The 26,301-nt window shown below is 59.5% G+C and carries 20 protein-coding genes; 7 read left to right on the top strand and 13 right to left on the bottom strand.

Going from position 1 to position 26,301, the window contains the following annotated elements; genetic code table 11:
- Positions 1-81 precede the first annotated feature (81 nt).
- Positions 82-5,298: a beta strand repeat-containing protein gene (locus tag VO84_RS13545; protein ID WP_058188130.1), complete on the bottom strand. Its 5,217-nt coding sequence runs from the start codon at positions 5,296-5,298 to the stop codon at positions 82-84.
- Between the two features lie 217 nt (positions 5,299-5,515).
- Here VO84_RS13545 and VO84_RS13540 point away from each other — a divergent pair, with 217 nt between their 5' ends.
- Positions 5,516-6,025, top strand: a complete 510-nt coding sequence (locus VO84_RS13540) for a GNAT family N-acetyltransferase (protein WP_058188129.1) — start codon at positions 5,516-5,518, stop codon at positions 6,023-6,025.
- A 53-nt stretch (positions 6,026-6,078) separates the two neighbouring features.
- Here the strand turns inward: VO84_RS13540 and VO84_RS13535 are convergent, their stop codons facing one another.
- The 12 genes from VO84_RS13535 to VO84_RS13480 all read right to left on the bottom strand — a co-directional run bounded on the left by VO84_RS13535 (position 6,079) and on the right by VO84_RS13480 (position 19,705).
- Entirely contained in the window at positions 6,079-6,417 is a 339-nt protein-coding gene (locus VO84_RS13535) for a cytochrome C oxidase subunit IV family protein (RefSeq protein WP_058188128.1), read from the bottom strand.
- Positions 6,418-6,454: 37 nt separating this feature from the next.
- Positions 6,455-7,198: a cytochrome c oxidase subunit 3 family protein gene (locus VO84_RS13530; protein WP_058188127.1), complete on the bottom strand. Its 744-nt coding sequence runs from the start codon at positions 7,196-7,198 to the stop codon at positions 6,455-6,457.
- Positions 7,188-8,867, bottom strand: a complete 1,680-nt coding sequence (gene ctaD, locus VO84_RS13525) for a cytochrome c oxidase subunit I (RefSeq protein ID WP_058188126.1) — start codon at positions 8,865-8,867, stop codon at positions 7,188-7,190. The genes VO84_RS13530 and ctaD overlap by 11 nt, the downstream gene beginning before the upstream one ends.
- Positions 8,864-9,952: a cytochrome c oxidase subunit II gene (gene coxB / locus VO84_RS13520; RefSeq protein WP_058188125.1), complete on the bottom strand. Its 1,089-nt coding sequence runs from the start codon at positions 9,950-9,952 to the stop codon at positions 8,864-8,866. The genes ctaD and coxB overlap by 4 nt, the downstream gene beginning before the upstream one ends.
- A 4-nt stretch (positions 9,953-9,956) precedes the next feature.
- Positions 9,957-10,877, bottom strand: coding sequence for an SCO family protein (locus VO84_RS13515; RefSeq protein ID WP_157439880.1), 921 nt, complete (start codon positions 10,875-10,877; stop codon positions 9,957-9,959).
- Positions 10,878-10,957: 80 nt separating this feature from the next.
- Positions 10,958-11,563, bottom strand: coding sequence for a hypothetical protein (locus VO84_RS13510; RefSeq protein WP_058188123.1), 606 nt, complete (start codon positions 11,561-11,563; stop codon positions 10,958-10,960).
- Complete coding sequence (locus tag VO84_RS13505) at positions 11,550-12,836, bottom strand: hypothetical protein (protein WP_058188770.1); 1,287 nt, start codon at positions 12,834-12,836, stop codon at positions 11,550-11,552. Before VO84_RS13505 ends, VO84_RS13510 begins: the two co-directional genes overlap by 14 nt.
- Before the next feature lie 71 nt (positions 12,837-12,907).
- On the bottom strand, positions 12,908-13,588 hold the full coding sequence (locus VO84_RS13500) for a c-type cytochrome (protein ID WP_231737928.1): 681 nt from the start codon (positions 13,586-13,588) through the stop codon (positions 12,908-12,910).
- A 119-nt stretch (positions 13,589-13,707) separates the two neighbouring features.
- Complete coding sequence (locus tag VO84_RS13495; protein ID WP_058188122.1) at positions 13,708-14,250, bottom strand: DUF3341 domain-containing protein; 543 nt, start codon at positions 14,248-14,250, stop codon at positions 13,708-13,710.
- Complete coding sequence (gene nrfD, locus VO84_RS13490) at positions 14,250-15,683, bottom strand: NrfD/PsrC family molybdoenzyme membrane anchor subunit (protein ID WP_058188121.1); 1,434 nt, start codon at positions 15,681-15,683, stop codon at positions 14,250-14,252. The genes VO84_RS13495 and nrfD overlap by 1 nt, the downstream gene beginning before the upstream one ends.
- Before the next feature lie 6 nt (positions 15,684-15,689).
- A complete protein-coding gene (locus tag VO84_RS13485; RefSeq protein WP_231737926.1) occupies positions 15,690-18,851 on the bottom strand; it encodes a TAT-variant-translocated molybdopterin oxidoreductase in 3,162 nt (1,053 codons plus the stop codon).
- The gene (locus tag VO84_RS13480; protein WP_058188120.1) at positions 18,848-19,705 is read right to left on the bottom strand and encodes a cytochrome c3 family protein; all 858 of its coding nucleotides are present in this window, start codon (positions 19,703-19,705) and stop codon (positions 18,848-18,850) included. The genes VO84_RS13485 and VO84_RS13480 overlap by 4 nt, the downstream gene beginning before the upstream one ends.
- A gap of 444 nt (positions 19,706-20,149) precedes the next feature.
- Between VO84_RS13480 and VO84_RS13475 the strand changes: the two genes are divergently transcribed.
- The 6 genes from VO84_RS13475 (at position 20,150) to VO84_RS13450 (ending at position 26,104) form a co-directional block, all read left to right on the top strand.
- Positions 20,150-21,355 carry a carboxylesterase family protein gene (locus VO84_RS13475; protein WP_197414024.1) on the top strand — a complete coding sequence of 402 codons (1,206 nt, stop codon included), beginning with the start codon at positions 20,150-20,152 and terminating at the stop codon, positions 21,353-21,355.
- Between the two features lie 66 nt (positions 21,356-21,421).
- Complete coding sequence (locus VO84_RS13470) at positions 21,422-21,934, top strand: zinc ribbon domain-containing protein (protein WP_197414023.1); 513 nt, start codon at positions 21,422-21,424, stop codon at positions 21,932-21,934.
- Positions 21,935-22,060: 126 nt separating this feature from the next.
- On the top strand, positions 22,061-23,047 hold the full coding sequence (gene hemB / locus VO84_RS13465; RefSeq protein ID WP_058188117.1) for a porphobilinogen synthase: 987 nt from the start codon (positions 22,061-22,063) through the stop codon (positions 23,045-23,047).
- Between the two features lie 69 nt (positions 23,048-23,116).
- Positions 23,117-24,424, top strand: coding sequence for an NCS2 family permease (locus VO84_RS13460; protein ID WP_058188116.1), 1,308 nt, complete (start codon positions 23,117-23,119; stop codon positions 24,422-24,424).
- A gap of 170 nt (positions 24,425-24,594) precedes the next feature.
- Positions 24,595-25,335, top strand: a complete 741-nt coding sequence (locus tag VO84_RS13455; RefSeq protein ID WP_058188115.1) for a DUF4397 domain-containing protein — start codon at positions 24,595-24,597, stop codon at positions 25,333-25,335.
- Between the two features lies 1 nt (position 25,336).
- Positions 25,337-26,104 (top strand): glutaminyl-peptide cyclotransferase, encoded by a 768-nt coding sequence (locus tag VO84_RS13450; RefSeq protein ID WP_058188114.1) that lies wholly within the window; start codon positions 25,337-25,339, stop codon positions 26,102-26,104.
- Positions 26,105-26,301 lie beyond the last annotated feature (197 nt).

The following is a 26,301-nucleotide window of genomic DNA, read 5'->3' as shown; positions in this document are numbered from 1 at the left end:
CGCAGTCCACTATCAGCGCTCAGCCTGGCATAGCTACAGGGTGAGTGATACATTCTTGTCCCTATTCCCTTATCCTGTTTTTCAATCCACGACAAGCGTGAGGCTGATGGAATGCTGGACGCCGTTAGCGGTGACCTGCACGGGGATGGTGTAAGTTCCCGCAGGAGTTGTGTTCGTGGTGTCTCCACCACCCCCTCCACTTCCTCCGCCGCCTTTGCCATCCCCACCTCCGCCGGAGCCGGAACAACTGTTGACCACACACGTAGAGAGCATGATCACCGCGGCGAGCAACACGGCTCTGCGGAATCTGCGCAGCGCGGCAAGCGGAAGCAGAAGAAGAACACAGCACAGAGCTGCGAATGGGCTGACTGAACCGGAGTGAGAGGCAGAACGCGGGTTGGGCCGGAAGTTGGACCGCGAAGGAAGGCTGAGTGCGCCAGTGGTCTGGCTGGTGGTGATGTCAACGGTTTCTGTGCCGGAGGCGCCTGCAGCGACGCTGAGCGTGGCGGGCGTAGAGGTGCAACCGGCGTACTGAGGAAGGGTTCCGCACTGGAAGGCGAAACTAGCGGAGATTCCGCCGAGAGGTGTGATGGTAAGCGCGTAGCCAGCGGTCTGGCCACTGGCTACGGTAACACTGGAGGGCCCGTCAGCGGCGACGGTGAAGTCGAATCCCGTGCCGGTGAGTGGAATCATCGCGGGAGAGCCGAGCATAGGGCTGGAGACGATGAGATTCCCGGTGGCCGGACCCGCGGCGATGGGCTCGAACTCAACGCCGACGGTGCAACTGGCATTGGGCGCAAGCGCAGAGCCGCAGGTATTGCTGACGAGCGCGTAGCCGAAGGAGGCTGAGAGGTTCAGGCTGGAGAGTGTATTCGTGGGATCGACATTGGTGATGGTGACGGTGGTGGCAGCACTGGTCTGACCGACTCCGACCACGGGGAAAGCGATAGAAGAGGGCTTGAACTGAACAGCGCCGTTGAGTCCGCCTGTTCCCGCTAACGAGATGGTAGCGGGAGCAAGTGCCCAGGTGGAGTTGACCGAGAGCTGACCAGTAATGGGGCCGCCGGACTCCGGCGTAAAAGTGACGCCGACGGCACATGTCGCTCCGCCGGCAAGACTGGATGGACAGGTGCTGCCGGTAAGGCCGAAGGAAGAGGAGACGGCGAGGCTGAAACCTGTGGCAGCGGCGCCGCTGGTGTTGGTGATGGTGACGGTCTGAGCGGCGCTTGTCTGACCGAGTTCCTGAGCAGCGAAGGTGAGCTGTGCGGGAGTGACTTTGAGGCCGACTCCGGTTCCGTTTCCATTGAGCGAGACTGTGGCGGCGCTAACACCGGTGGTGGACGAGGAAACAGCCAGCGAGGCCGAAGCTCCGCCGATGGCGGTGGGCGTAAAGACGATTTGCGCAACGCAGCTGGAACCGGCGTTGAGGCTTGCTCCGCAAGTGGTGGAGGCGACAGAGAAGGCAGTGGATGAGGCTCCGGTGATCTGGAAGCCGATATTGGCCATAGACGCGCCGCCGGTGTTTGTGACGGTGAGGGTTTGCGACGAGCTGGCGACACCGGCCGGCTGCTGGCCGAAGTTGAAGGCGGTGGAGCTGACGGAGATCACGGGCGGATTGAGGCCCGTGCCGGTGAGGGAGACTGTCTGCGTCCTGAGGCCATCCGCCACTGTGAGAGTGCCTGTGGCAGAGCCCGCGGCTGTGGGCACAAAAACGACATTGATAGGGCAAGTGGACTGCGCGGCAAGCTGGGCAGCGCAGCTTGTGGTTTGCTGGAATGGTCCGGAGATGGAAATGGAGATTCCGGTGAGTATGTTCTGGCCGGTGTTGGCGAGGGTAACTGTCTGTGCGCTGCTGGGCTGATCGATGACAGTTCCGGAGAAGGAGAGCGACGAGGGCGAGAGTGCGTCGGTGGGCGGCGTGGTTCCGCTTCCGGTAAGTTGTACGACCTGCGTTCCCGCTCCATCGGACATGGTGAGAGTTCCGTTGGCGCTGCCAGCGGCTGTGGGATTAAAGCCGACTGAGAGCGCGCAATCAGATGTAGGCGCGATCGAAGCTCCGCAGCCGTTGGAGATCAGAACAAAAGGCGGCGTGACCACGAGGCTGGTGACGGTAAGCGGAGTGGAGTTGGCGTTTTGCGCGGTAAGCGACTGCGCTGAGGATTGCGAGCCGACCTCAACATCGCCGAAAGCGAGTACGCCGGGAGCGATGGTGACGGAGCCAGCGGGAATGCCGGTGCCGGTAAGCGAGGCAGTCAGTGAGCCGCCGGTGATGCTGCCGGAGACGGTGAGTTGACCCGTGGCAGAGCCGGTGGCGGTGGGAACGAAGAACACCTGAACGGTGCAGGAGGAACCAGCGACAATCTCCTGGCCGGTGCAGTCATCATTCTCCAGAAAGCTGCCGGAGACGGAGACCGAGGTGATGGAAAGACCGAAGCCTCCAGTGTTCTTGACCGTGATGGTCTGCGGACTGCTGGATGAGCCGACGGACTGCGCAGCGAAGGTGAGAGACGAGGGCGAGAGCGATGCGGAGGTGAGCTCCGTTCCCGCGGTCAGCAACGGGATTTGCCAGAGGCCACGGCCGTATGTGGCAGCGACGAGGACGGGCGTAGAGGAAGCAGCAGGCGTGGCTCCGAGAGCCACTGCGGGCGCACCGGGAAGGCCCGCACCCATGGGCTGCCAGCATGTGGATGGAAGAGTGGCGCAGGAGCTGATCTGGCGCGTTGCATAGACCCCGAAGTCCGTGGCGACGTAGACGGTATTGGGGTCGTTGGGATCAATGGCGAGAGCATTTACGGGAACGGTTTCGAGATTGGAGATGAGACCGTACCAGTGTGCGCCGCTGTCGGTGGAACGGTAGATGGTGCTGAAGGTTTCCGATCCGGTGGGAAATCCGTCCACGGTAATGTAAACGGTATTGCCGGTCGGGTCGCTGGGATCGATGACGATGCTGGAGATGTCGAACTGGAAGGCGTTGAGCCCGACGGTGCCGTTGACGACGGGATTGAGGGAGAGATTGGTCCAGGCGGACCAGACGCCCGTAGAACTCATGGTGGCGCTGAAGACCTCACCGGCGAGGCGCGCGCCGCCGTCGAGGAAGCCATACATGCCGGCGTAAACCACTTCCCCGTCCCCGGCGAGCGGCATGGCTGCGAGGGTGCGGATGAGGGCGTCGCCATTGCAGTAACCGCTGGTGGAACCGGTGTCGAGGATGGGACTGATGGCGTTGGAGGAGGTCCAGCCGCTTCCATTGGCGGGGCCGCGCCAGATGCGGCAGGTGCCGATGAGAAGCTGCGTGGGGTCGGCGGGATCGACGAGAAAGGGCGCGGGAGTGGTCATGGTGAGACCATCGTTCGCGACCTGCGAATTGCCTACGACAGGACTGAGGCCGAAGTCCGACGCGGTGCAAGCGCTGGAGCTGGAGCAGAGATGAATGGAGACGCCTGCGCCATTGTTCACATACCAGTTGTTGGAGCTGGAGGGATCGATGGCGACGGGACCGCCTTCGCCAGAGAGAATCTGCGGCCATTGCGCGGTGGGCGCGGATGCGCCCTTGACGCCAGCAGTCCCGTTTACGCTGAGGCCGAGCAGAGTGTTGTAGGGCGAGAGGCCCGGCGGTGGCATGAATTCGATTTCAGCGAGTGAGCCGAGGCTGGAGTTGAGATTTTGAAAGTGGCTTGCATCTGTCGAGGCGCAGACAGAACCTGTTTCGCCGATGCCATCGAGGCTGCGCCAGAGGCCGCTGTCATTACCGATGAGGAGCTCGGTCGGATTGGCGGGATTCCAGGTGAGAGCATGCTGGTATGGACCGACCTGCGCGCTGAGGCATGTGAGCGCGTTGGTGGTGTTGCGCCAGGGGCATCCGGCGGCCACGGAGCACTTCCAGAGATCATTGGCTCCGGCGTAGAGCAGCGTGTCCTGCTGCGATGGAATGGCGGCGAGCGCGAAATTGTAGTCGCCGTTCCAGATGGTCTGCGGGCCCTGAGATGTATTGGATTCAAGCAAGGCAGTGCTCAATTGCGTGCCAAAGGCGGGAATGGGATTGGGGCAGGCACCGCCGGAGATGGCGCAGGCATCCTGCCAGAGACCCTGATCCTGGTTATTGAGATCAACGCTCCAAGCGAAGGTATCGCCGCTGAGCGGGTTAACGGCGAGCGCTCCGCGAAAGATGGGGCAGGCAGGCGAGCCGGTGGTGGTGGCATTGGTGGGGCACAGGGTGGTGGTAAGGTTGACGCCGGGCTGGTTGGCAAGCCGCGTCCAGGTAACGCCGTCCGCTGACTGATAGTAGCCGTGGTAGCGAATGGCGGTGAAGAAGAGCTTGCGGATGGGGTTCCAGACGACGGCTGTGGCTGAGTTGCCCTCGCTGTTGCCGATACTGTCGTCGGGGCCCTGCACGTCGACTCCGTTGGGATCGACAATGCGCGAGAGATGCCAGGTGGCTCCGGCGTCTCCGGAGTAGTAAAGACCGGCAAAACTGAGACCGGGCTGCTGGGCGTTGACGAGCAGGCCTTCATAGGCCTCAGAGACAGCGGCGACGGCAACCTGCGTGTTCGCCGTACTCCAGGCAAAGCCGGCAAAACCAAGGCCGGTAAAGAGGAAATCATGGGAGCCGGCGCCGGTTTCAAAATCGGAGCTCTGCTCAATCAGCGTCCAGGTAGCGCCCTTGTCCGTGGAGCGGAGAATGCCCGCGCCGTAATAGGAATCCAGAGCGTCGTTGGGGTCGCCGGTGCCGGCGAGCAGGACGCCTGTGCCGCCGGGCTGAACGGTGACCGCGCCGATGCTGATGGAGGGATCGAATGCGCCGTTCAGTGCGCTGGTGGAGTCCGTAAGAGGCGAAAAGAGGATGTTGGCGAGGTTGGAGGTGGCGGCATTCTGCGAGGCCCAGACGCCTCCGCCGGTGGATCCGATATAGACGGTGTTGCCTGTCGAGTCCGAAGGATCAATGGCGATGGAAGCGATGCGGCCGGTGACGGCTCCGTAGTAGGGCGTGACGATGCTCTGAGGACCCAGCGGCTGCCAGATGGATTCTCCGGCTGCAAATTCAGGAGACGCGAGTGCGGAGGCGGCGCGGCGCGGGCGAAGAGACTTGCTCTGCATGCCGGGCTTGAGGCCTCGGCGGCCAAGAAATCGCTGGGCCTGAAGAACGCGCGGCGGAAGTGGATGCGTGGGAGCGGGCGCAGCAACCGGTGTTTGCGCGGCGGCCGTTTGCGCGAGATAGACGAATAGGATTGCCAGGCAAAATACTGCACACAGGCTTGCAACGCCTGCCCGGAAGAATACCTTGATGATGAACACACGCATCCCTTCGCCGCCCGGGATCTGTTCCTAAACCTTTCTCAGAAGGCGGAGTGCAGTTCCGATAAAACGGCTGAGTGGAGACACGCAGTTCCAGGGACAAAAAAAGTGTGCTGCTTATGTGTGTTTTCTAATCGCATTTTATGACATGGAGTGCGGCTGTGCGAGCTGCGCGCGATTATTCTGTAGCTGACCTCGGTGAATCCTGAATGGTTGAATCCTGATGCGAATCCAGCTACTGCTTGCGAACGATGATGACGCGCCGGGATTGGTGCGACTGCGCGAGGCAGTGAATACGCGTCTCGTGGAGAAGTTTGGGCCGGGATTCTGGTGCATGGCGCTCACCGAGCATGGAGCGCTCTCAGCGGTGCGGCAGGCTCAGGTGTATGTGGCGCGGCATCGCGGCGAGATTGCGGCCACGCTGGCGCTGGCGGCACGCAAGCCGTGGGCGATTGACCTGAGCTACTTTGAGCCGCGATTAAAACCGTTCTACCTGACGAATATGGCGGTGCATCCTGAATTTCAGCGGCTCGGAGTGGGACGAGAGACGATTCACGAGGCGCGGCGGATTGCGCTGACGGCGGGCGGAGATGTGATTCGGCTGGATGCCTACGATGTGCCTGCTGGAGCCGGGCCGTTTTATGCGAAGTGCGGATTTACGGAGGTAGCGCGAGCAGAGTATCGCGGTGCGCCGCTGATTTATTACGAGATGCTATTGAATGGAAGCAAATGAAAAGGCCGCCACGTGGCGGCCTTTGTGCTGATCTCTGACAACTGATCCCTGTTCTACCAGCGGCCCCAGGCGCGACTGATGTAGTCCGAGAGCGTCATGAAGATGAGGACGAGAAAGGTAAAAAGTCCCGCACCGACAGTCAGCTTGGTGAGTTTGGGGCTGTACTTGACGTGCATGAAGAAGAGCACGACAAGCGTGGCCTTGGTGACGGCGATGGCGATGGCGATGATCGGGTTCCACTCATGCAGATCGAGATAGGACGCGCCAATCGTGGCTGCAGTGCCAATCAACAGGGCAATGAAGATGATGATGTAAACGACAGGACTGACGATGTGGCCTTCAAGTGCGTCATCGTGACCTTCGGGTGCGTGCGATTCGTGATGTTCGCTCATGATTTCAATTCCTGAAAAGCGATTCTGATTACGTTTCTTACTGATGCCGGCTGATCAGATAGAGCAGCGGGAACAGGAAAATCCAGACGATATCAACAAAGTGCCAGTAAAGGCCGAAGTACTCGACAAAACTGACGTGACCGGTGGTGTATGCGCCTTGCCTGGCGCGGAAGATCATATACCCGAGCAGGCAGATGCCGATGATCATGTGCAGCGCGTGCATGCCGGTCATGGCGAAGTAGAGCGAGAAGTAAATTTCGGTGTGACGAGCCATGTCAAGCGGCAACGGCTTGTCGCCGGCATCCTTCGCTTCCTTGTCCGAATCCGGATTCAGGAAGGAATTCAGGCTGTAGTGCGCGCCGGGGACGTGATGCTTCTCGAACTTCTCCTTGTACTCGATGGTCTTGATGCCAAGGAAGCCGAGGCCGAGGATGAAGGTGAGCACGAGACAGAGCACAAGCGTACCCTGCTTGCGCATCTGTGCGCTCCACACGCCCATGGCCATGGTGAAGCTGGAACTGATGAGGATCAGTGTGTTGAGGCTGCCCCAGAAGATGTTGAGCTGATGCGATGCGGCGACGAAGGCCGGATAATACCAGTTGCGATAGATGAGGTAGGCGGTAAACATGCCGCCGAAGAACATGATTTCCGTGAGCAGGAAGAGCCACATGGCAAAGCCGGTGGCATCCACCTGCTGCTGCATGGTCTCAAAGTGATGACGCTGATACGGCGGATGCTCGTGCGCGTGATCAGCTTGAACCAAAGTAGAGCTATCCGACACTGGAAACCTCCTGCTGCTTCTTGGCCAGTTCCATTTTTTCCAGCCACTCGTAGTCGTAGGCGTCGTGATCGACGATCGGAATCTCGGCGAAGTTCTCGGTAAGCGGAGGAGACTGAATCTGCCACTCAAGGCCGGTGGCCTGCCAGGGGTTGCTACCCGCGATCTCGCCATACTTGAGCGACCACGTGAGGTAGAGGATCGGCAGCAGGTAGCCCACGCCGAGGACGGTAGCGCCGGCGGTTGAGAAGACGTTGAGAATCTGGAACTCTTCCGGATAAGACGCATAACGGCGCGGCATACCGAGTTCGCCCAGAATGAACTGCGGGAAGAATGTCAGGTTGAAGCCGATAAAGGTAACCACGGCTGCAAGCTGCGAGATCTTCTCCGGGTACATGCGGCCGGTCATCTTGGGCCACCAGAAATGGATGCCGGAGAGGAAGGCCATCAACATGCCGCCGACCATGACAAAGTGGAAGTGGGCGACGATGAAGTAGGTCTCGGTGAGATGAATGTCGGTGCCGGTGGCGGCGAGGAAGACGCCGGTGAGACCGCCGATGGTGAAGAGGCCCATGAAGCCGAAGGCGTAGAGCATCGGCGTCTCGAATGTGATGGAACCCTTGTAGAGCGTGAAGGACCAGTTAAAGATTTTGATAGCCGAGGGCACGGCAACCAGCATCGTCAGGAGCGAGAAGACCAGCGTCGAATAGTTCGAGACGCCCATGATGAACATGTGGTGTTCCCAGACGAAGAAGCCGAAGACCGCGATGGCGACCGAGCTGAATGCAACAGCCGTGTACCCGAAGACGCGCTTGCGGGAGAAGGTTGAGATGACCTCAGAGATAACGCCCATGCCGGGAAGAATCATGATGTAAACGGCAGGGTGCGAGTAGAACCAGAAAAGGTGCTGAAAGAGCAGCGGGTCGCCGCCCTTGGTAGGATCAAATACCCCAATGCCGACGGTGCGCTCAAGAGCTACCAGAACGATGGCGATGGCGAGAACCGGCGTGCCAAGGACCATGAGAATGGAAGCGGCATAGTTGGACCAGACGAAGAGCGGTAGCCGGAACCAGGTCATGCCCGGAGCGCGCATCTTGTGGATGGTCACGATGAAGTTGAGGCCGGTGAAGATGGAGCTGAAGCCGGCGATAAAGATCGCGAGCCCCGTACTGAGCACGTTGGTATTGACGTAATGCGTGGAAAGCGGAGTGGTGAAGGTCCAGCCCGTGTCCACGCCTCCGGTCATCATGGTGTAGAGCACCAGGGTGCCACCGGCGATATAGAGATACCAGCTCAGGAGGTTGACCTTGGGCAGGGCGAGATCCTTGGCTCCGATCATGATGGGGATAAGAAAGTTACCCAGTGTGGCCGGCACCGATGGCACCAGGAACAGGAAGATCATGATCACGCCGTGCATGGTGAACACCTTGTTGTAGGTGTCCGTGGCCATCAGATCCGACTGCGGCGTGAGCAGCTCAAGACGGATGAGGCCGGCGAGCGAGCCGCCAATAGCAAAGAAGAACGTGATCGAAATCAGGTAAAGGATTGCGATCCGCTTATGATCGCCGGTCAACAGCCAGCTCAGAAGACCGTTTTCCTTCGTAATGAAGTTGGTCTTCGGAATGCGGGCTGTGGACTGGTCGGGAAGACTGACAATTGTTGCGCTGCTCATGGTGTCACCGTCCCTTTTGCTGCGGGGGGAGCTGCCTTAGGCGTCGAAGGCGATTTCGACGTAGGCTCGCTCTCCGGCAGCAAACCGGTTGTGTTCAGCGTCTGTTCGACGCGGTAGTTCGAGTTGAGTGTCTTGATGTATTCGACGAGCGAGATGACGCCATCTTCGCTGACCTGGCCCTGATAGGTAGGCATGATCGGCGCGTAACCCTGCGTCACGTGCTCGGAGGGGTTGAGGATGGCATCGCGGAGATACGCCTCGTCAGCGATGGTCTCCTGGCCGTTGGCCAGGCGAAGCTTGGAGTTGTAGACGTTGGCAAGCGATGGGCCGCGAGCATCGGGCCTGCCATTGTGGCAGGCATTGCAGCTCAGCGATGCGAAGAGGCGCTCGCCGTTCTGCGCAAGGCTCATACCGGAGGTCGATTCCGCGAGCCACTTCTTGTAATCCTCGGGCGTGAGCACGGTGATGGTGCCGATCATGTGCGAGTGATCTGTGCCGCAGTACTGCGTGCAGAAGAGGTGGTACTGGCCGGGCTCGGTGGCCTCAAACCAGACCGAGGTATAGCGGCCGGGGATCGCTTCGCGCTTTACACGGAAGGCGGGAATCGAGAAGCTGTGGAAGACGTCCTGCGAGATGAGCGTGAGCTGAATCGGCTGGCCCGTGGGGACGTGCAGCGCGTCGATCTCATGCTGGCCGCCGGGATGCTCGGCCTTCCACATCCACTGCTTGCCCACCACATAGATGTTCATGGCGTTAGCAGGCGGCGTGTAGATACGGAAATAAATGAGCGAGCCCCAGACGAACATGATGAGGAAGAGGCCCAGCGGAATAATGGTCCAGGTGGCTTCAAGCAGCGTAGAGCCCTCGATCTGCACGGCGACCGGATGGCGTTTTTTGCTGTAGAGGATGGAGAACCCGACGATCAGCAGGCCAACCAGCGTGAGGCCCACGAGGCTGACCAGAACCATGAAGAAGTACAGCGCGTCCATCTGCGGAGCGATCTTCGAGGCTTCCGGTGGGAAGAGCGCGAAGTTCGTCATCCACTTGACGAGAAATTGCCAGAGTACTGGGCTAATATGATCCATTCCGTTATCCGTTCACCTTTGTTGCTGGGCGCTGAAGCGATATTTCCGGCTGTTTGTCGCGTTTTGCGTCCGCGCGAAACATGAGGTACATGAATCCGCCGAGCGTGAGCACTGTGACCAGACCACCCAACTGGACGATGCGGGCGACAATCAGCGAATGCTTGTTTGTGCCGGGATCGTAGTGGTAGCAGTAGGTCAGAATGTTATCCACCGGCGAACCGATGCGGTTGTCTGATGCCTCGGCGAGGCCGAGGCGAAGATCCTTGGGGCTGTATTCGACGCCCATGTAGTACTGTGCGATCTTGCCCAGCGGCGTGATGATCTGGATAGCGCTGGCGTGTGCGAACTGCGTGAGCTTGCCGTCCGGGCCGGGAATCTTCGTGTAGCCGAAGCCGAGTGCCTGGGTAAGCGCATCAATATTGGGCTGCGTGCCGGTGAGAAAGTGCCAGCCGCCGGCAGACTCGGGATGGCCATAGCGCTTGAGGTAGCTGCGCTTCTTGGATGCCGCGAGATCCGGGCCTTCCGAAGGATCGATACTGACGACGATTACGTTGAAGTCGCGCCCGGGCTTTTCATCGACCATCTGTAGTGCGCCGGTGAGGCCGTTGAGCTCTTCCGAGCAAAGCATAGGGCATTGGTAGTAAACGAGAGCGAGAATGGCGGGCTTCTGGCCAAAGTAACTGGCGAGTTGAACCTGCTTGCCGGTCTCATCGGTGAAGACTGTGCTGAGCGGAAGCTGCTGATTGAGATGCTGGGCGATCGAGATCTTCGAAGTGATGGAGGGCTTCACGTTCGCCGGCCCCATCTGCTTTTCGCCGTAGCCGGAGACCTGAGCCGCTGCCGTTCCAATCAGGCATGCAGGCACGATCGCAAGGGCGGCAGTGAAAAGTACCACGCGGCCAGCGTTCCGAATTGTGCTCTGCATCAACATCCTGATCTCTATACCTTCGGGGCTACCGCCCTTGTTCCTTATTCCTGTTTCACGCCGAAATCCTTCCGGCGTGGCTACTTCTCGGGCCGAGCTTGTTCGGCCTGCTTGTGCAATGCCTCATCCTGTTCGTAGCCGGTGAGGGCAAATCCATTGGTCAGAGGCGCGGTAACGCCGGGGATGGAATCGCCGGTCATGGGCTTCTGAGTATTTACAGCGGTTGCGGCGGGCAGACCCTTTTGGGCGATCAGCTGCATTGCCTGCTCGATCGGAATGCGAACCTTTTCCGAGCCATCGATCTTCGAATAGTGCTCCAGAAGAAGATCCTCGTGCTCATGCAGGTCGGCGATATCCTGTGCTCCATCTCCCTGATCGTTCTGTAGACGCGGCGAGGGAAACTGCTGTGTGAGCTGAGCTACCTTGCTCTGAATCTCAGGATTGTTGGCCAGGTTGCCAAGCTCACGGACGTCAGCGGTCTTGGTCCACTTGTTGTTCGGGCCGTCCTCGTGGTTAAGCACGGTGTTGATGGCCTTGCCGATGCCCCAGCTCAGGACTGCGGTGACAACAACCAGGATCGACAGCGCCGTGAGGAAAACGACGATGCCCGTAACGCGAACGTCTGACAGCTCGTAGCCGGCGGATGTGTCGACGGGTTCGGGTGTGTGGCCTTTAGGCGTGTGCATGTTCAGGCTCCAGAATCTCCACCACGTGCGGGTCGTTGATCGCCACCAGGCCGCGGGTTTGAAGCCGCGTGGTGAAGAAGGCGAACCAGAAGGCCGTCAAAGCCACAGGCACGGCGATGTACTCAAGAATTCCCCAGGAGAAGTGCAAATTGCGTGCGGCATCCTTGAAGTTGGGCTCGATGAGCCAGAAGAGATCGAATGCCTTGGCGAAGATCATCCATTGGCAGATGCGAGTGAGGCGCTTCTTGTTGCGCTTGATGTCCCGCGAGAGCAGAAGCGAGAACGGGATGAGCCAGTGGAAGATGAAATCGAGCGTGATGATAATGCCCCAGTGGCCGCGGATGCGGTCCAGATACCAGGGAATCTCTTCCGGCAGGTTGCCCGACCAGATAATGAGGAACTGCGCGAAGCCGAGGTAAATGTTGAGCATGACAAAGGCGAAGGTAAACTTGCCGAGGTCATGCTGCTCAGTCTGGCGAAGCACGGTCTTGAAGGGCTCGTACTGCGAAAGCGCGATGGAGATGAGGATGGCGAAGGCAAGAACCTGATACCCCTGTCCGACGAGGAAGAGCAGGCCATAGACCGAGGAGTACCAGGTAACATCGAGCGACATGACCCAGTAGATGACGACCGCGGTCATGGTGAGCGAGTAGACGAGAATGCCGAAGCCGGAGAGGTTTTCGAACTTCTTGATCCAGAATGGGGTGTTGTCGGGCGAATCGGCGTCGCGTTTGAGGGCGAGCGAGTTGAGCCGCCAGGTGTAGAAGCCCCAGATGGCGAAGCAGATGACGCTGACCACGACAAAGGACGTGGGGTTGAGCATAGGAGCCTTCCACTTGATGGCGTGGTCGATGGCTTCTACCTGATCCTGGGTAATTTGGCCGAGCTTCAGGGCCTGATCGACGATGCCGTGGTTGGCCCACATGTAGAGTTTGCCCTGAAAGACTGCAATCGGAATCCAGTAAACGAAGACGAGCGGGAGGGTGCGGCTCATGGCTTCAAGCGGCCGGCGAAGTAGCAGGCCCCACTTGCCGCCGGTGACATACTGCACCATCAGGAGCGCGAGACCGCCGACAGCGAAGCCGAACGTGAGCACAAGGCCGAGGAGCCACGCGCGCAGGACATGGTCAATCGACCCGTCGGCGAAGGCCAGACCCGCGGCAATGACCGAGAAGACAACGCCGACGATGAGTGCGCGGGTTCTCCAGGTGTTGACCACCGGAGGTGCGCTGAGATCGGCGGGCAGCGTCTTCGTGTGAGATTCGTGAGCCATCGATTCGTCCTTAAATTCCTCGTCCAACGTTTGTTTCTTGCCTGCGCCCAATGTCCGGGCTGGTTCGGCCTTTACTTGCCCGCCGGAATCTTGATCATGGGGTCAGCCGGATTGGCCGGAGCCATGCCAGGTTTGCCTTCCTTGTCGATACTCGGATAGGCCTGAACTGCTGTTCCCGGCAATACCCAGGGCTGCGCATAGCTTGCGGGCAGGCCTTGCTGTGTCGCGATGTCCCTGAGGCTTTCTACCTTGACGCCGGAGGGCACGTCCGACTGGCTGGCGGCCTGGCTGAGCTGCAGGGCGCGGATGTAAGCCGCGACGGCCCAGCGGTCAGCAGGCGTGAGCTGCATGGAGTAGTCGGGCATGGCGCCGTAGCCGTTGCTCATAACAAAGAAGTAGTGCGAGAGCGGCTGCGCGGTGCGAACCTGATCGTGAAAGTTGCCGGCGGGCTTGTAGCCGCGCTGAACGATCTCGCCGAGGCCGTTGCCGACGCGCGAATGGCACGGCGTGCAGTAAACGTTGTAGCGCTCCTGGCCGCGCTTCAGCACGTCGAGCGTCAGCGGAATCTCTGCCGGCAGCTCATTGCGCTCTTCGCGGTAGCCGTTCGCTCCCTGAACGACGCCAGTGTAGAAGTAGCTGTCCTCATGAAGCTGGCCGCGGGCAACGGTATTAACAATCTGCGGACGAGCGCCGCGCCCATCGTCAAACATGACCGAGCCGCGCTGCGGAAAAATCTTGGGCTGATTCTGCATGTCTTGGCGGCAGCCCGCGAGCGCAAGTAAGGCAGCGAGCGATGCGAAAGCCAACGGCTTACCCATTCGCGAAACGGGGCGGAACTGATCTCTGATCCCTGATCTCTGATCCCTGTACATCAGTACTCCACCTCCACGACCGAAACCGGAGCAAGCGTCTCGAGATAAGCCCGGGTATCGAGCAGGTCGAACTTGGGGTCCAGCGCCTCCAGGCACAGGAAGAACTTGTCGTCGAGCGCGCCTGCGCGGAAGTTGGGCGCGTTAAAGAGCGGATGATACGGGCTGGGCAGGCCGTTGAGCGCCAGCATTCCGAAGGCCGCAGAGAGACCGGCCCAGAGAATGGTCCATTCATAGGCGGGTATGATGAAGGCCGGCCAGGAATAGGTCGGACGTCCCGCGATATTCAAAGGATATGCTAGTGTCGAGACCCATGTTTCGAGCGAGAACATGGCTACCAGGCCCATGAGGCCGCCGATGAGCGTGACGAGCGGCACCTTGTTGCGATGGAAGCCGATGGCTTCAGCCGCTTCCTCCACCGGATAGGGCGTGTAGCAGTCCAGACGCCGCCATCCATCCAGACGCGCTTTCTGCGCCGCGCGAACGAGATCGGAGGGCGTATCGAATTCGGCCAGCAGGCCGTAGGTTCCTTCCCGAGGAGGCATTAGTGGCTCTCTCCCGCTACCGCTTCTTTGGGCTTGATCTTGGCCCCCGGCAGCATCATCTTGATCTCGTTCATGGGAATCATGGGCAGGAAGCGCACGAAGAGCAGGAAGAGCGCGGTAAAGAGGCCCAGGGTTCCGATGTAAGTCATGAAGTCCCACTTCGTGGCCCGGTATGTGCCCCAGCTGGACGGCAGGTAATCGCGGTAGAGGCTGGTGACGACGATGACGAAGCGCTCAAACCACATTCCGGTGTTGACCACGATGGAAATGAGGAACATGAAGCCGATGTTCGTGCGCAGCTTCCGGACCCAGAGCGTGGTGAGCGGGAAGGCGATATTGCAGAAGATCAGCACGCCGTAAGACCAGCCCATAGGACCGAACATGCGGTTCCACATCATGAAGTATTCCCAGTGCGAGGCCGAATACCAGGCCATGAAGACTTCCATGCCATAGCCGTACGCCACAATGAGGCCAGTGGCGAGCATGACCTTGCCCATATTGTCGATGTGGCGCTCTGTGACCAGGGCTTCAAGGTGGTAGAACTTGCGCAGCGGAATCGCCAGTGTAAGCACCATGGCGAAGCCGGAGTAGATAGCGCCGGCAACGAAGTAGGGCGGGAAGATGGTGGTGTGCCAACCGGGCAGAGTGGCCACTGCGAAGTCGAAGCTGATGACCGTGTGCACGGAGAGCACCAGCGGCGTGGCAAGGCCGGCAAGCAGCAGCGATGCGGTCTCATAGCGCATCCAGTGGCGGACCGAGCCGCGCCACCCGAGCGAGATGAGGCCGTAGAAGTATTGTGCTATCGGGGTCTTGGCGCGATCGCGCATGGTGCCGAAGTCGGGAACCATGCCGATGTACCAGAAGACCACGGAGATGGTGGCGTAGGTCGAGACCGCGAAGACGTCCCAGAGAAGCGGGGAACGGAACTGCGGCCAGACCGTCATAGAGTTGGGGTACGGCAGAAGCCAGTAACCGAGCCACGGACGACCGACGTGGATGAGCGGGAACATGCCGGCGCAGACGACTGCGAAAATCGTCATGGCCTCAGCAAAGCGGTTGATGGAGTTACGCCAGCCCTGCTTGAAGAGCAGCAGGATGGCCGAGATCAGCGTGCCGGCATGGCCGATGCCGATCCACCAGACAAAGTTGATGATGGCAAAGCCCCAGGCGACGGGCTGGGTGACGGCCCAGATACCCGTGCCCTTGAGGAAGAGCCAAGTCACGGCGGTCAGCAGGAAGGTGGCAACCGCGCCGCCAATGCCGAATAACGCAAACCAGCCGAGGGGCGTGTGCGGAGTCAGCACAATGTCGCTGATCTTGGCGGTGACAGACTTGAAGGTCTGTCCGGGCTCAAGAACCCGGAATTCACCTGTCGCCGGATCGATCCAGCGCCCGTGGTCCGGATTGCCAGGTTTCAGTTCGCTCGTTGCCATCGTGGCTTAACCCTTTGCCGGCGCGTGTTCCACCGGCGATTCTTCGAGTTCGCTGTTCGGGTTGATTACCGCAGCCACATACGTGGTGCGCGGACGGGTGTTGATGTCGGCGAGTACCTGATAGGTGCGCTCGTCGGCACGGAGTTTTGCCACCCTGCTGTTCCTGTCGTTGAGATTGCCGAAGGTGATCGCCTGCGCCGGGCATGCCTGCTGGCATGCGGTCTGGATTTCTCCGTCGCGAATGGTGCGGTTCTCCTTGTCGGACTCGATCTTGACGGCCTGGATGCGTTGCACGCAGTAGCTGCACTTCTCCATGACGCCGCGCGAGCGGACGCTGACGTCCGGGTTGCGCATGAGCTTAAGGCTCTCGGTCTCAAAGTCAGAGAAGAGCAGGAAGTTGAAGCGGCGCACCTTGTAGGGGCAGTTGTTGGAGCAGTAGCGGGTTCCCACACAGCGGTTGTAGACCATCGAATTGAGGCCTTCCGGCGTATGGATGGTTGCGCCGACGGGGCAGACCTGTTCGCAGGGCGCGTTCTCGCAGTGCTGGCAGGTCATGGGCTGAAAGTGCGCGCGCGGCGCGGAAAGATCGCCCTCAAAGTAGGTGTCGATGCGCAGCCACTGCATGTTGCGGCCGATGCGAACCTGCTGCTTGCCAACGACGGCGATGTTGTTCTCCGCATAGCAGCCGACGATGCAGGCATTGCAGCCGGTACAGGAGTTCATGTCAATCGACAGGCCCCATGCATTGCCTTCGGTGTAATTCCAGTTGGGGAACATGGAAGTACCCATTTCGGTCTTCTCGTGGCCCTCGCCCTCATTGGCGAAACCGGGATGCTGCTTGTATTCGTCGAGGGTGGCGTAGCGGATGATGCCGCGCTCGCCGATCGCCTCGTCGGCCTCAAGCGAGTTGTTGCCGTTGCCCTGCTGGCCGAACTTCTCACCGCGGTGATCCTGGAAGTGTGACTTGGTGACAGCCAGGCCCCACTTGCCTTCGATCTTTTTGACGGAGCCGGTGGCGTAGAACGGAGCGTCTGTGCTGCGGATCAGGTAGGCATTGAAACCTGCGCCCGATCCGACGCGGCCCGCGAACTGGCGACCATAACCAAGGTAAACCGTGACCGAGTTATCAGCATGGCCGGGAGCGACGATGACCGGAGCCTTGACCTTGCGGCCATTGACCGTGATCTCGAGGATGTCGTCCTCTTCAACGCCGAGCTTTGTGAGCGTGGCGCCGGAGACGATGGCGGCGTTATCCCAGCTCAGATTCGTGACCGGCTTGGGCAGCTCCTGCAGCCAGCCGACGTTCGAATAGCGGCCATCGTAGACGTTCGGATCGGGACGGAAGATGATTTCGATAGCGTCCTTCGAAGATGGCGTCGGAACTTGCCCCTTGATGGCGACATCCGTGCTTGTCTTCGTGGCGTCAAAAGCCGTGCCGTCGATCCAGCCGTCGTGAAGAGCCTTGCGCCAGCCGGTCTCGAAATCACCCTTGATGGAAGTCTTGGCAGTTTCACGGACTGCGTCGTACGGGCTCAGCAGCGGCTGATTGAGCAGGGCCTGGAAAACGTGATGAGAAGTCTTGCCGCTATAAAGCGGATCAATGAGCGGCTGAACGATGCTGACAGTGCCGTCGTAGGCACGGGCATCGGACCATGATTCAAGCGAGTGCGCCGCAGGAATGTGCCAATCGGCGATCTGGCCGGTTTCATCCAGATGCGAGCCTAGATGCGCCGTGATCTTCGCCTTGTTGAAGGCCGAGGCGAATTCGAGATCAGCGGGAGCGTTGTAGATCGGATTGGTGTTGAGCATCACCAGCCAATCGACCTTGCCCGCGTTCAGGTCCGCAACGAGCGCCTTGATGTCGGCAATCTGGTCGCTCGGCAGCGGATTGACCGGCTGCGAGGAGACAAGAACGGTCTTGCCGGTATTGCCAAGCGCCTGGTTGATAGCGGCGGCTAGCGCGGTGACCGAGGGGTCCTGATACAGGCCCGGAATGACAGCGGACTTGCCGGCGTGAGCCTTGAGGTCCTTGGCCAGAGAGGCGAGGAACTTCTGCTGCTCAGCAGTCCAGGAGTAGCTGGGGGCCGAAGCTCCAGAAGCTCCAACAGCAGCGGCAAGCGCGGCAGTAAAGGCCGGGATCTCACTGGCGCGAAGGCCGAGGCGATGCTCCGCCTTCATGCCCGTCGTGGTCGTCGAAGACTCGATGGCATAGAGACGATTCAGGGTGCCGGGGCTCTTGCGGCGAGTCGCGTAATCGCGGACGAGCTTGTGGAAGCCGGGGTACGTTGCGCCGGAGAGGAAATCGGCATCGAGCGAGACGATCACGTCAGCATCCGCCAGCGCGTATTGCGTCGAGGTCGAGCCTGTGAGCGCGGTACCGGCGACGGCGGGATCATATTGAACCAGCTTTGCCTTGGGGAATGCCTTCTGAACTTCGCTCCACTGGCGGGCCAGCGTGGGCGAGGTGACGGTCGCACTCAGGAAATAGATACCGGTGCCGTCTTTCGATTCCGTGGCGGCGTGGCGGAGGCTCTGGGCGAACTCCGTAAACTGACGCTCTTCGCCGTCATAGGTACTCTTCTGCGAGCGATCAGGATCATACAGATCGAGCAGCGAACCCTGCGCGAAGACATCCGAGGAGCCTACGTTATAAGGATGCTCCGGGTTGCCGTCGACCTTGATGGGACGGAAGGAGTCAGCCTTGATCAGCGTGGGAAGCGCGCCGGTAGCGAAAGGGAATGCCGTGGCAAAGTAGTTGGGCTTGCCGAGGACGAGGTCTTCCGGGGCCTTGACGTAGGGATAGATCGGCTCGTCGGGCTGCTTGGCGCAACCGGCAAGGCCGGCGAGGGCCATGCTGGCGCCCATGAGCTTCATGAATCCGCGGCGGGAGACAGGATCAACCCATTCCTGCGCTGCGGCGGGAAATTCGCGCTCGACGGCGGCCTGAAATTCTTGCGTATTGGCCAGCTCATCGACAGAGCGCCAGTAGCGTTTGCCCTTGACGTTCTTCAGCTTCTCACGCACCTGCACCAGACTCATAGAAACTGGTGTCGCCGGCGCGGAGTTGGCAGATTGCGGATTCTTGTTTTCGTTATCCACACTGCTCCCCATAAAGTTGTTTCCGTTGGCCTCCGGCCCAATCCCTACGCTGCTCGTCAGATTGCTCATCGGTGGCAAACCTCGCAGCTGGTGAGATCGTGCGGAGTGCGAATCTTGTACTGCTTTACCAGGAAGTGACCAAGCGCGTCCTGGCTATCGAATTTCTGATAGTTCAATGCGGCGGGCAGCATCGCAGCGGGCGCATCTGTCGCCATGCCCTTATCAGCAGCAGTCTGCATGAGAGCTACCTGTGGGCCGGAATCCTTGGGATCCTTTGTCACGCAATCAACCGACTGCGCAGTGGGCGCATCATTCTTCCCGTCCTTGACGGCACACCAGACCGGACGCTCAGAGGACGGCTTCTCCCAGGCCATGTTGTAAATCTGGCTCGTGGGACGAATGTTCTTCGAGGGATTGCGGTGGCAGTCGAGGCACCACTCCATCTGAAGGGTGTTCTGCGCGTACATCAGCGGCATCTGGTCCACGCGGCCGTGACAGGTGGCGCAGCCCATACCCTTATTTACGTGAATTTCATGGTTGAAGTAAGCGAAGTCAGGCAGATCATGCACGCGGGTCCAGTTGATGGACTTGCCCGTTGCCCAGCTCTGGCGAACCGGCTCGAGCAGCTGCGCGTTGGTCCAGATCTGCGAATGACAGTTCATGCAGGTCTTGGTGGGCGGAATGCCGGCGTAGCTGGACTTCTCGACTGTCGTGTGACAGTACTGGCACTGAAGGCCGAGACCCTGCACGTGGTGCTTATGGCTGAACGGCACGGGCTGGTCCGCGCGCTGCCCCTGCCGCGTGACCCAGGGCGAACGCTGCAGTTGATCGAGCGTAACTCCCAGGGCGATCACGATCAACCCCGTCAGCACAAGGCTCATGCGAGCCAGTGCATTGGAGTTGCGGTCAAATATCTGCGCCATGAATGCTTTCCCTTGGTCTTACCTGAGCTTGTTATGTGGCGGAGAACGCTCGTTGGAACGTGCGAACACACACCCTATGTGCTTGCCTGCAAACTGTGTCGCTTCTATAAGAAGGGGTCAAGGTCCAGCTGACGGATGGTAACCCCGAAAAATTACTATAGCAGCCGCCCCCTGTCTGGGTTGCTCGTCACGGCTGTTTTCGGCAAAAAAATTGGCTCCGAATCTCATGATGTAATCCGCAGAAAGAACTGGAGTTCCAAAGTGGTTTTATGAGCAGGAATTTCGGTTCATCGTTTAGATGCTTGTGTCCCAGAAAAAGGGGCATTTCCCGGACTACGGAGCGGCGAATTTCTGCCGGAGCAGCATCCATGCGTGAACGACTGTAATTTATAACGCTGAAATTTGACAGATGCTCTTATGATGGAATTACACATGCGCTGCCGCGTGCGACTCCTAACAGCCTGCCTGATACTGGCCAGCGGATTTCTATCCGCGAGCGCGGGCAGCTCCGCGCTTGCCGAAGGCAGCAGCAAGCCGAAGCCTCTGCCGCTGCAGGAAACGGGCTTTTTGAACCGGCGCATCGAGTTCCACGGAGTCACATATCGCTTTCAGGTGTATCTGCCGGAGGAGTTCCGGCGGGACGACAAGAAGCCCTGGCCGATGGTTCTGTTTCTGCATGGACGCGGCGAGCGCGGTGCGGAGGGGATGTGGCAGACGCAGATCGGGCTGCCGCTGTCGCTGCGTGACCACCCGGAGCGCTGGCCGTTTGTGATTGTTCTGCCGCAGTGCCCCTATCCGAACTTCTGGACCGATCCGGACATGCTGACGCTGGCGATGACGGAACTGGATCAGGAGCAGGAGGAGTTCCACACCGACCCGGACCGCACCTATTTAACCGGATTGTCGATGGGCGGCTACGGAGCGTGGGAGCTGGCGAAGCTGTACCCGAAGCGGTGGGCGGCGATTGCAATTGCTTCCGGAGGTATCTTCTGGAGCTACGCGCCGGAACGCTGGCTGGAGGCCGCGACACTGCCGAATGATTATGTGCGCGCGGTGGGCCACACACCGGTATGGCTCTTTCATGGCAGTGATGACCCGGTGGTCCCTCCGAAAGAGAGCGAGATGATGTTTGCGGCGCTCAAAGCCAATGGCGGAAATGTGCGGCTGTGGGTCTACCAGGGGCTGCAGCATGATTCCTGGTCACGGGCTTTCAATGAACAGGAGCTGCCGCACTGGCTGCTGATGCATCGGCTGAACCCGCCCGACCCGAACCAGGCAAACCAGGCTGCGCAGCCCTTTGCAGAGCGGATGGTGATTCCGATGCACCCGGTGGCAGTGAGGCTGACGACAGCGGCTCTCGATTTGATTGTGGGCGACTATCACGACGCTGCCGGACATCCGGCTGCAACGATCTTTCGGCAAGGGGATCAACTGTTCGAGAGAGACCCGCACGGTCAGGTAACGGGGCTTGAGGCCGAATCCCCCGCGTCCTTCTTCTATCCGCTGGGCGGCTACTGGACACGGCTGCTTGTAGAGCGCGATACGACGGGGCACGTGACAGGGCTGATCTTCCGCGATGACCGGCATGAGGAACGCTGGGAACGGAAGCGCGTGACGGTGGCGAAAAAGGACGTTTCGTTCAAGCAGTAGTACGGCCGCCGGAACCGCAGCCTGATTCTTTGCGTATTTCATGATTGCGTAGAGGAGGCGGGTGCAATGTATTGCAGTGGATGCGGTGTTGGACTGGCTCCCGGACAGACGTTTTGCCCACAGTGCGGGCGGCCCGTAGTAATGGTGGCAGCTCCTGCGGGGATTCCCGGCTACGAATTGCAGCTTCACAACTATTCCGGTCAGATTCGCGCGCTGAGCATTGTGTGGTTTATCTATGCCGCGCTTGGGCTGGCGCTGGGAACAATGGGACTGGCCTTTGCCAATGCGGCCCTCTCCCACCATTGGAACTGGTGGATGCATGGCAATGACTGGCCGCTGGGCCATAACTGGTTCCCCCTGGTCTGGCTAAAATTTGCCTGGGTTATCCTGCTGTTCCGCACCGCTCTGTGCGTTGCCGCAGGATGGGGATTGCAGGAACGTGCGCCATGGGGCCGCGTGGTGGCGATTATCGCGGCTATCCTCAACCTCCTTCACTTCCCTTTCGGCACGGCGATAGCCATCTGGACAATGGTGATGCTGCTGGGCTACCGGAATTCGAGGCTGTATGACCAGCTCTAAGTACAGCTTCTAGCCATTAGCTCCTGGCCTTTAGCTTTTCCGCGCTGAATTGTGGTTGTTTCATGGATCGTTGCTCAAGCTAACGGCTAGAAGCTAGCGGCTGGAAGCTGCCTTTACAATCAGGGCATGAGTTTTCCCGCAAACCGCATGCGCCGGCTGCGCCGTACGGAGAGCCTTCGTGCGCTGGTGCGCGAGACCACACTCGATCCCGGCGACCTGATCTATCCCCTCTTTTTGTGTCCCGGTGAGAGCGTGCGGAAGGCTATCGGCTCGATGCCTGGCGTCTTCAATCTCTCCATAGACGAAGCGATGAAGGAAGCCGAGGAAGCTGCAGCGCTGGGCGTGGGTGGCCTGCTGCTCTTCGGCCTGCCGGAATCGAAGGACGAACAAGGCACAGGCGCGTGGGATGCAAATGGAATCGTCCAGCAGGGACTGCGCGCGCTGAAAGCATCCAGCCTTGCCAAGAAACTGGTCCTGATCGCCGATGTCTGCCTGTGCGAGTACACCAGTCACGGGCACTGCGGATTGATTCACAAGACCGGCGACAACTGGGAAGTAGACAACGACCCCTCCGTGGAGCTGCTGGCGAAGACCGCGGCCAGCCTTGCTAAAGCTGGGGCGGACATTGTGGCTCCAAGCGACATGATGGATGGGCGCGTTTCAGCGATCCGCACGGCGCTCGATGCAAGCGGGCAGACACAGACGCCGATTCTGAGCTATGCATCGAAGTTTGCTTCAGCGTTTTATGGGCCGTTCCGTGAAGCGGCAGACTCAGCGCCACAATTCGGCGACCGCCGAAGCTACCAGATGGATGGAGCTAACGTGCGCGAGGCGATGCGCGAGATCGAATTGGACCTGGCTGAAGGCGCGGACATGATTCTGATGAAGCCGGCTATGCCGTATCTGGACGTGGTGCGCGCTGCGCGCGAGCGCTTCGACGTGCCAATGGGCGCTTATCAAGTTTCCGGTGAATACTCCATGCTGCATGCGGCGTTTGAAAAAGGCTGGCTGGAGCGCGACCGCACCATGCTAGAGTCACTGCTTGGCATCAAGCGCGCGGGCGCGGACTTTATCGTGACGTACTTTGCCAAAGACGCCGCTAAGCTTCTTTAGCCAAAACTGAGAAATCCTTACGAAAAAACTATTGGGTGTTGTGCATAGGTATGGTCTTCTTAAGAATCCATGCTGCAATCGCTTGCGCGCTATTTTGAATTTGAACAACTGAAAACCAACTGGCGGACGGAGATTCTGGCCGGAGTAACGACATTCGTTACCATGGCCTACATTGTCCTGGTGAATCCGGCCATCCTTGCGGACGCCGGGCTTCCGCTACCCGCAGTCACTGCCGCCACGTGCCTTTCGGCGGCCTTCGGATCGATTCTGATGGGCGTTGTGGCCCGCTACCCGATTGCGCTCGCGCCGGGCATGGGGCTGAATGCGTACTTTGCCTATACGGTGTGCATTAAGATGCACGTGCCATGGCAGACGGCGCTTGGTGCGGTGTTCATTTCGGGCGTGGTGTTTCTGTTGCTCACGGGCGTGGGCATCCGGCAGATGATTCTGCGGGCCATTCCGCATGAGTTGTATGCCGCGGTGGCGGGCGGGATCGGGCTGTTCATTGCATTCATTGGCTTTCAGCGTGCGGGACTGGTGGTGCGCGACCCGGCAACGCTGGTGGGACTCGGCAATATCCGGAACCCGACGGCGTATCTCTCACTGCTGGGACTGGTGGTGATGACGGCTCTCGAAGTGAAGAAGGTGCGCGGCTCCATCCTGATTGGCGTGCTGGCGATTACCGGTCTGGCATGGGCCATCGGCGCTGCACACTGGACGCCTACGCCGGGTGGCATATCAGCGCTGACTCAGACGGCGTTCAAGCTGGATATTCGCGGCGCGCTGAACAAAGGGCTGCTGGAAATCATCTTTGTCTTTTTCTTTGTAGACCTCTTCGACAACCTGGGCACGCTGGTGGCTGTGACCAAGCGCGCGGGACTGCTTGCGCCGGATCATTCGATTCCGCGGCTGAATCGGATTCTCTTTGCGGACGCAACGGCGACTGTTGTGGGCTCGTTGACGGGCACATCGACTGTGACGAGCTATGTCGAATCGACAGCGGGCGTGGCGGCGGGCGGCAGAAGCGGCATCACGGCGATTGTGACCGGACTCTTATTTCTGGGAGCGATTGGATTTGCGCCCTTCATTGGAATTGTTCCGACAGCGGCAACGGCACCGGCGTTAATCCTGGTCGGTTCACTGATGGCGGCCTCGATTACGGAGATTCCGTGGACGGAGCCTCTGGTGGCGGTCCCAGCCTTCCTGACACTGATCACGATTCCGCTGACGTACTCGATTGCCAACGGGCTGGGCTTTGGCATCATTGCATGGGCATTGCTGCATCTGCTAACCGGCAGAATTCGCCGGCAGGACTGGCTGTTATATATCCTTGCAGCGCTGTTCCTGGCGCGGTTTATCTATATGGGCAACGGCTGAAGCCCGAAAACTGTCTCATCAATATTTTTGTGCTGGAAATATCTCGGGTGGCCTGCTCGAAAGAGTTGCCGCGGGATGTGCACGCGCGCACCGCTGAGCACAAAAGAGATACCGGAAAAGCCCGGCATCCAGTTACTATGAGCAGAAGGCCGGAACCCAGGAAGGCGACCATGGTGTTGGAAAAACAGGCTGGCGGCTGGTCGGGTGCTGCAAAGCTCGCTGCGGCTGCAACCTGCGCGCTGTTGACGGCCTTCGGCCTTGCGGGATGCCAGCACGTGCAGGGAACTACCCCCATCGCGCTGGTGCGAGTGATTGACGCCTCCTATATTGCTCCACCGGCAAATGTGTCTATCGAGAACAAGCTCTTCGCCGGCAATATTGCACAGGGATATATTTCCAACTACGGCACTGTGACGCCCTCGGCAGCCACAACCGTGTCGGTATCGCCGGTTACGGGAACCACTCCGACAGCCTCTGCCGCGGTCACGCTGAATGCAAGCACGCAGCATACGGTCTTTATTACGGATAACGGGCAATCTGCCACCCAGTACGTGCTGACGGTGCTTGAGGACCAGGACACAGCAGCGGCGATTGGACATTCGACATTCCGCTTCCTGAACCAGGCACCGCGCACCGGAGCCGTGGACATCTACATGGTGCCAAGTGGAAGTGAGATTACGGATACGATTCCGCTCGTAACGAACCTGGCCCTCGGCGCATCCACGGCCTACATCAGCTTTACCTCGCAGACAGTGACAATGGTGATTACGCCTACCGGAACGGTAACGCCGAAGTACACCTCGGCCGCGCTGGCTCTGACTGGCGGCGAAGTGCGTACGGTAGTGGCCGTGGACAGCCAGCTAACGACGAACCCTCCGGTACAGGCACTGATTGCCGACGACGTGAACTAGAATGCGGTTCTCCTGCCATCGCTTTGCACTGATTCTTCTGTGCGCGCTTGCCTGTGCGGCAGCGGGAGCGCAGAGCTACAAAATCATCCATACCTATCCTCACGATCCGCACGCCTTTACGCAGGGGCTCATCTTTGCGGACGGACGCCTGTATGAAAGCACGGGGCAGAATGGGCAATCGTCACTACGGATGGTGGACCTGGAAACCGGGCACATTCTGCAGGAGCAGCCGGTAGCGAAGGAGTACTTTGCCGAGGGATTGGCGACGTGGGGCAGTACGCTGGTGCAGCTGACCTGGACGAGCCATGTGGCCTTTGTCTATGACCGGTTCAGCTTCCGGCAGCTGCGAACGATGAGCTATCCCTGGGAAGGCTGGGGACTAACCTCCGATGGCAAAGAGCTGATCCTGAGCGACGGAACCCCAGATCTGCATTTTCTGGATCCAGCCACATTCCATGAGCTGCGGCGCGTGACGGTAAAGGACCATGGCAAACCGGTGCAGGAATTGAACGAGCTGGAAATGGTGCACGGCGAGATTTATGCCAATGTGTGGCACTCGGACCGGATTGCGCGAATCTCGCCACGAACGGGCGCTGTATTAGGGTGGATCGACCTGGCCGGCCTGCTTCCCGCGAATCTGCATTCCTCTCCAGAAGCAGTGCTGAATGGGATTGCCTATGATCCGGCGCATGACCGGCTATTTGTGACCGGGAAGCTCTGGCCGCGCCTGTATGAGATTCGCGTAATTAAGCCTGCTAGGCAGCGCTGAGGCTAGACCAAAAATGAAACGAAAGAATTAGTTCTTAAAAAAATTCAAGAAAAGCGATTTTCCTCTTGCGCACTCCGAAAGTAATACGTTACTTTTGCTGTCAACAATCATTCACTTGGTATCCAGAGAGGGCTTTGAGGGCCTACGGGGGGCTCCTGCGCCGAAAAACGGCGGACAGGCGGTTACCTTCGGGAACT

Source organism: Occallatibacter gabretensis, assembly GCF_001449115.1.
In the GTDB taxonomy this organism is placed as follows: domain Bacteria; phylum Acidobacteriota; class Terriglobia; order Terriglobales; family Acidobacteriaceae; genus Telmatobacter; species Telmatobacter gabretensis.
Note: the sequence above shows the minus strand (reverse complement) of the source record. Positions and strands in the feature narration are given on the sequence as shown.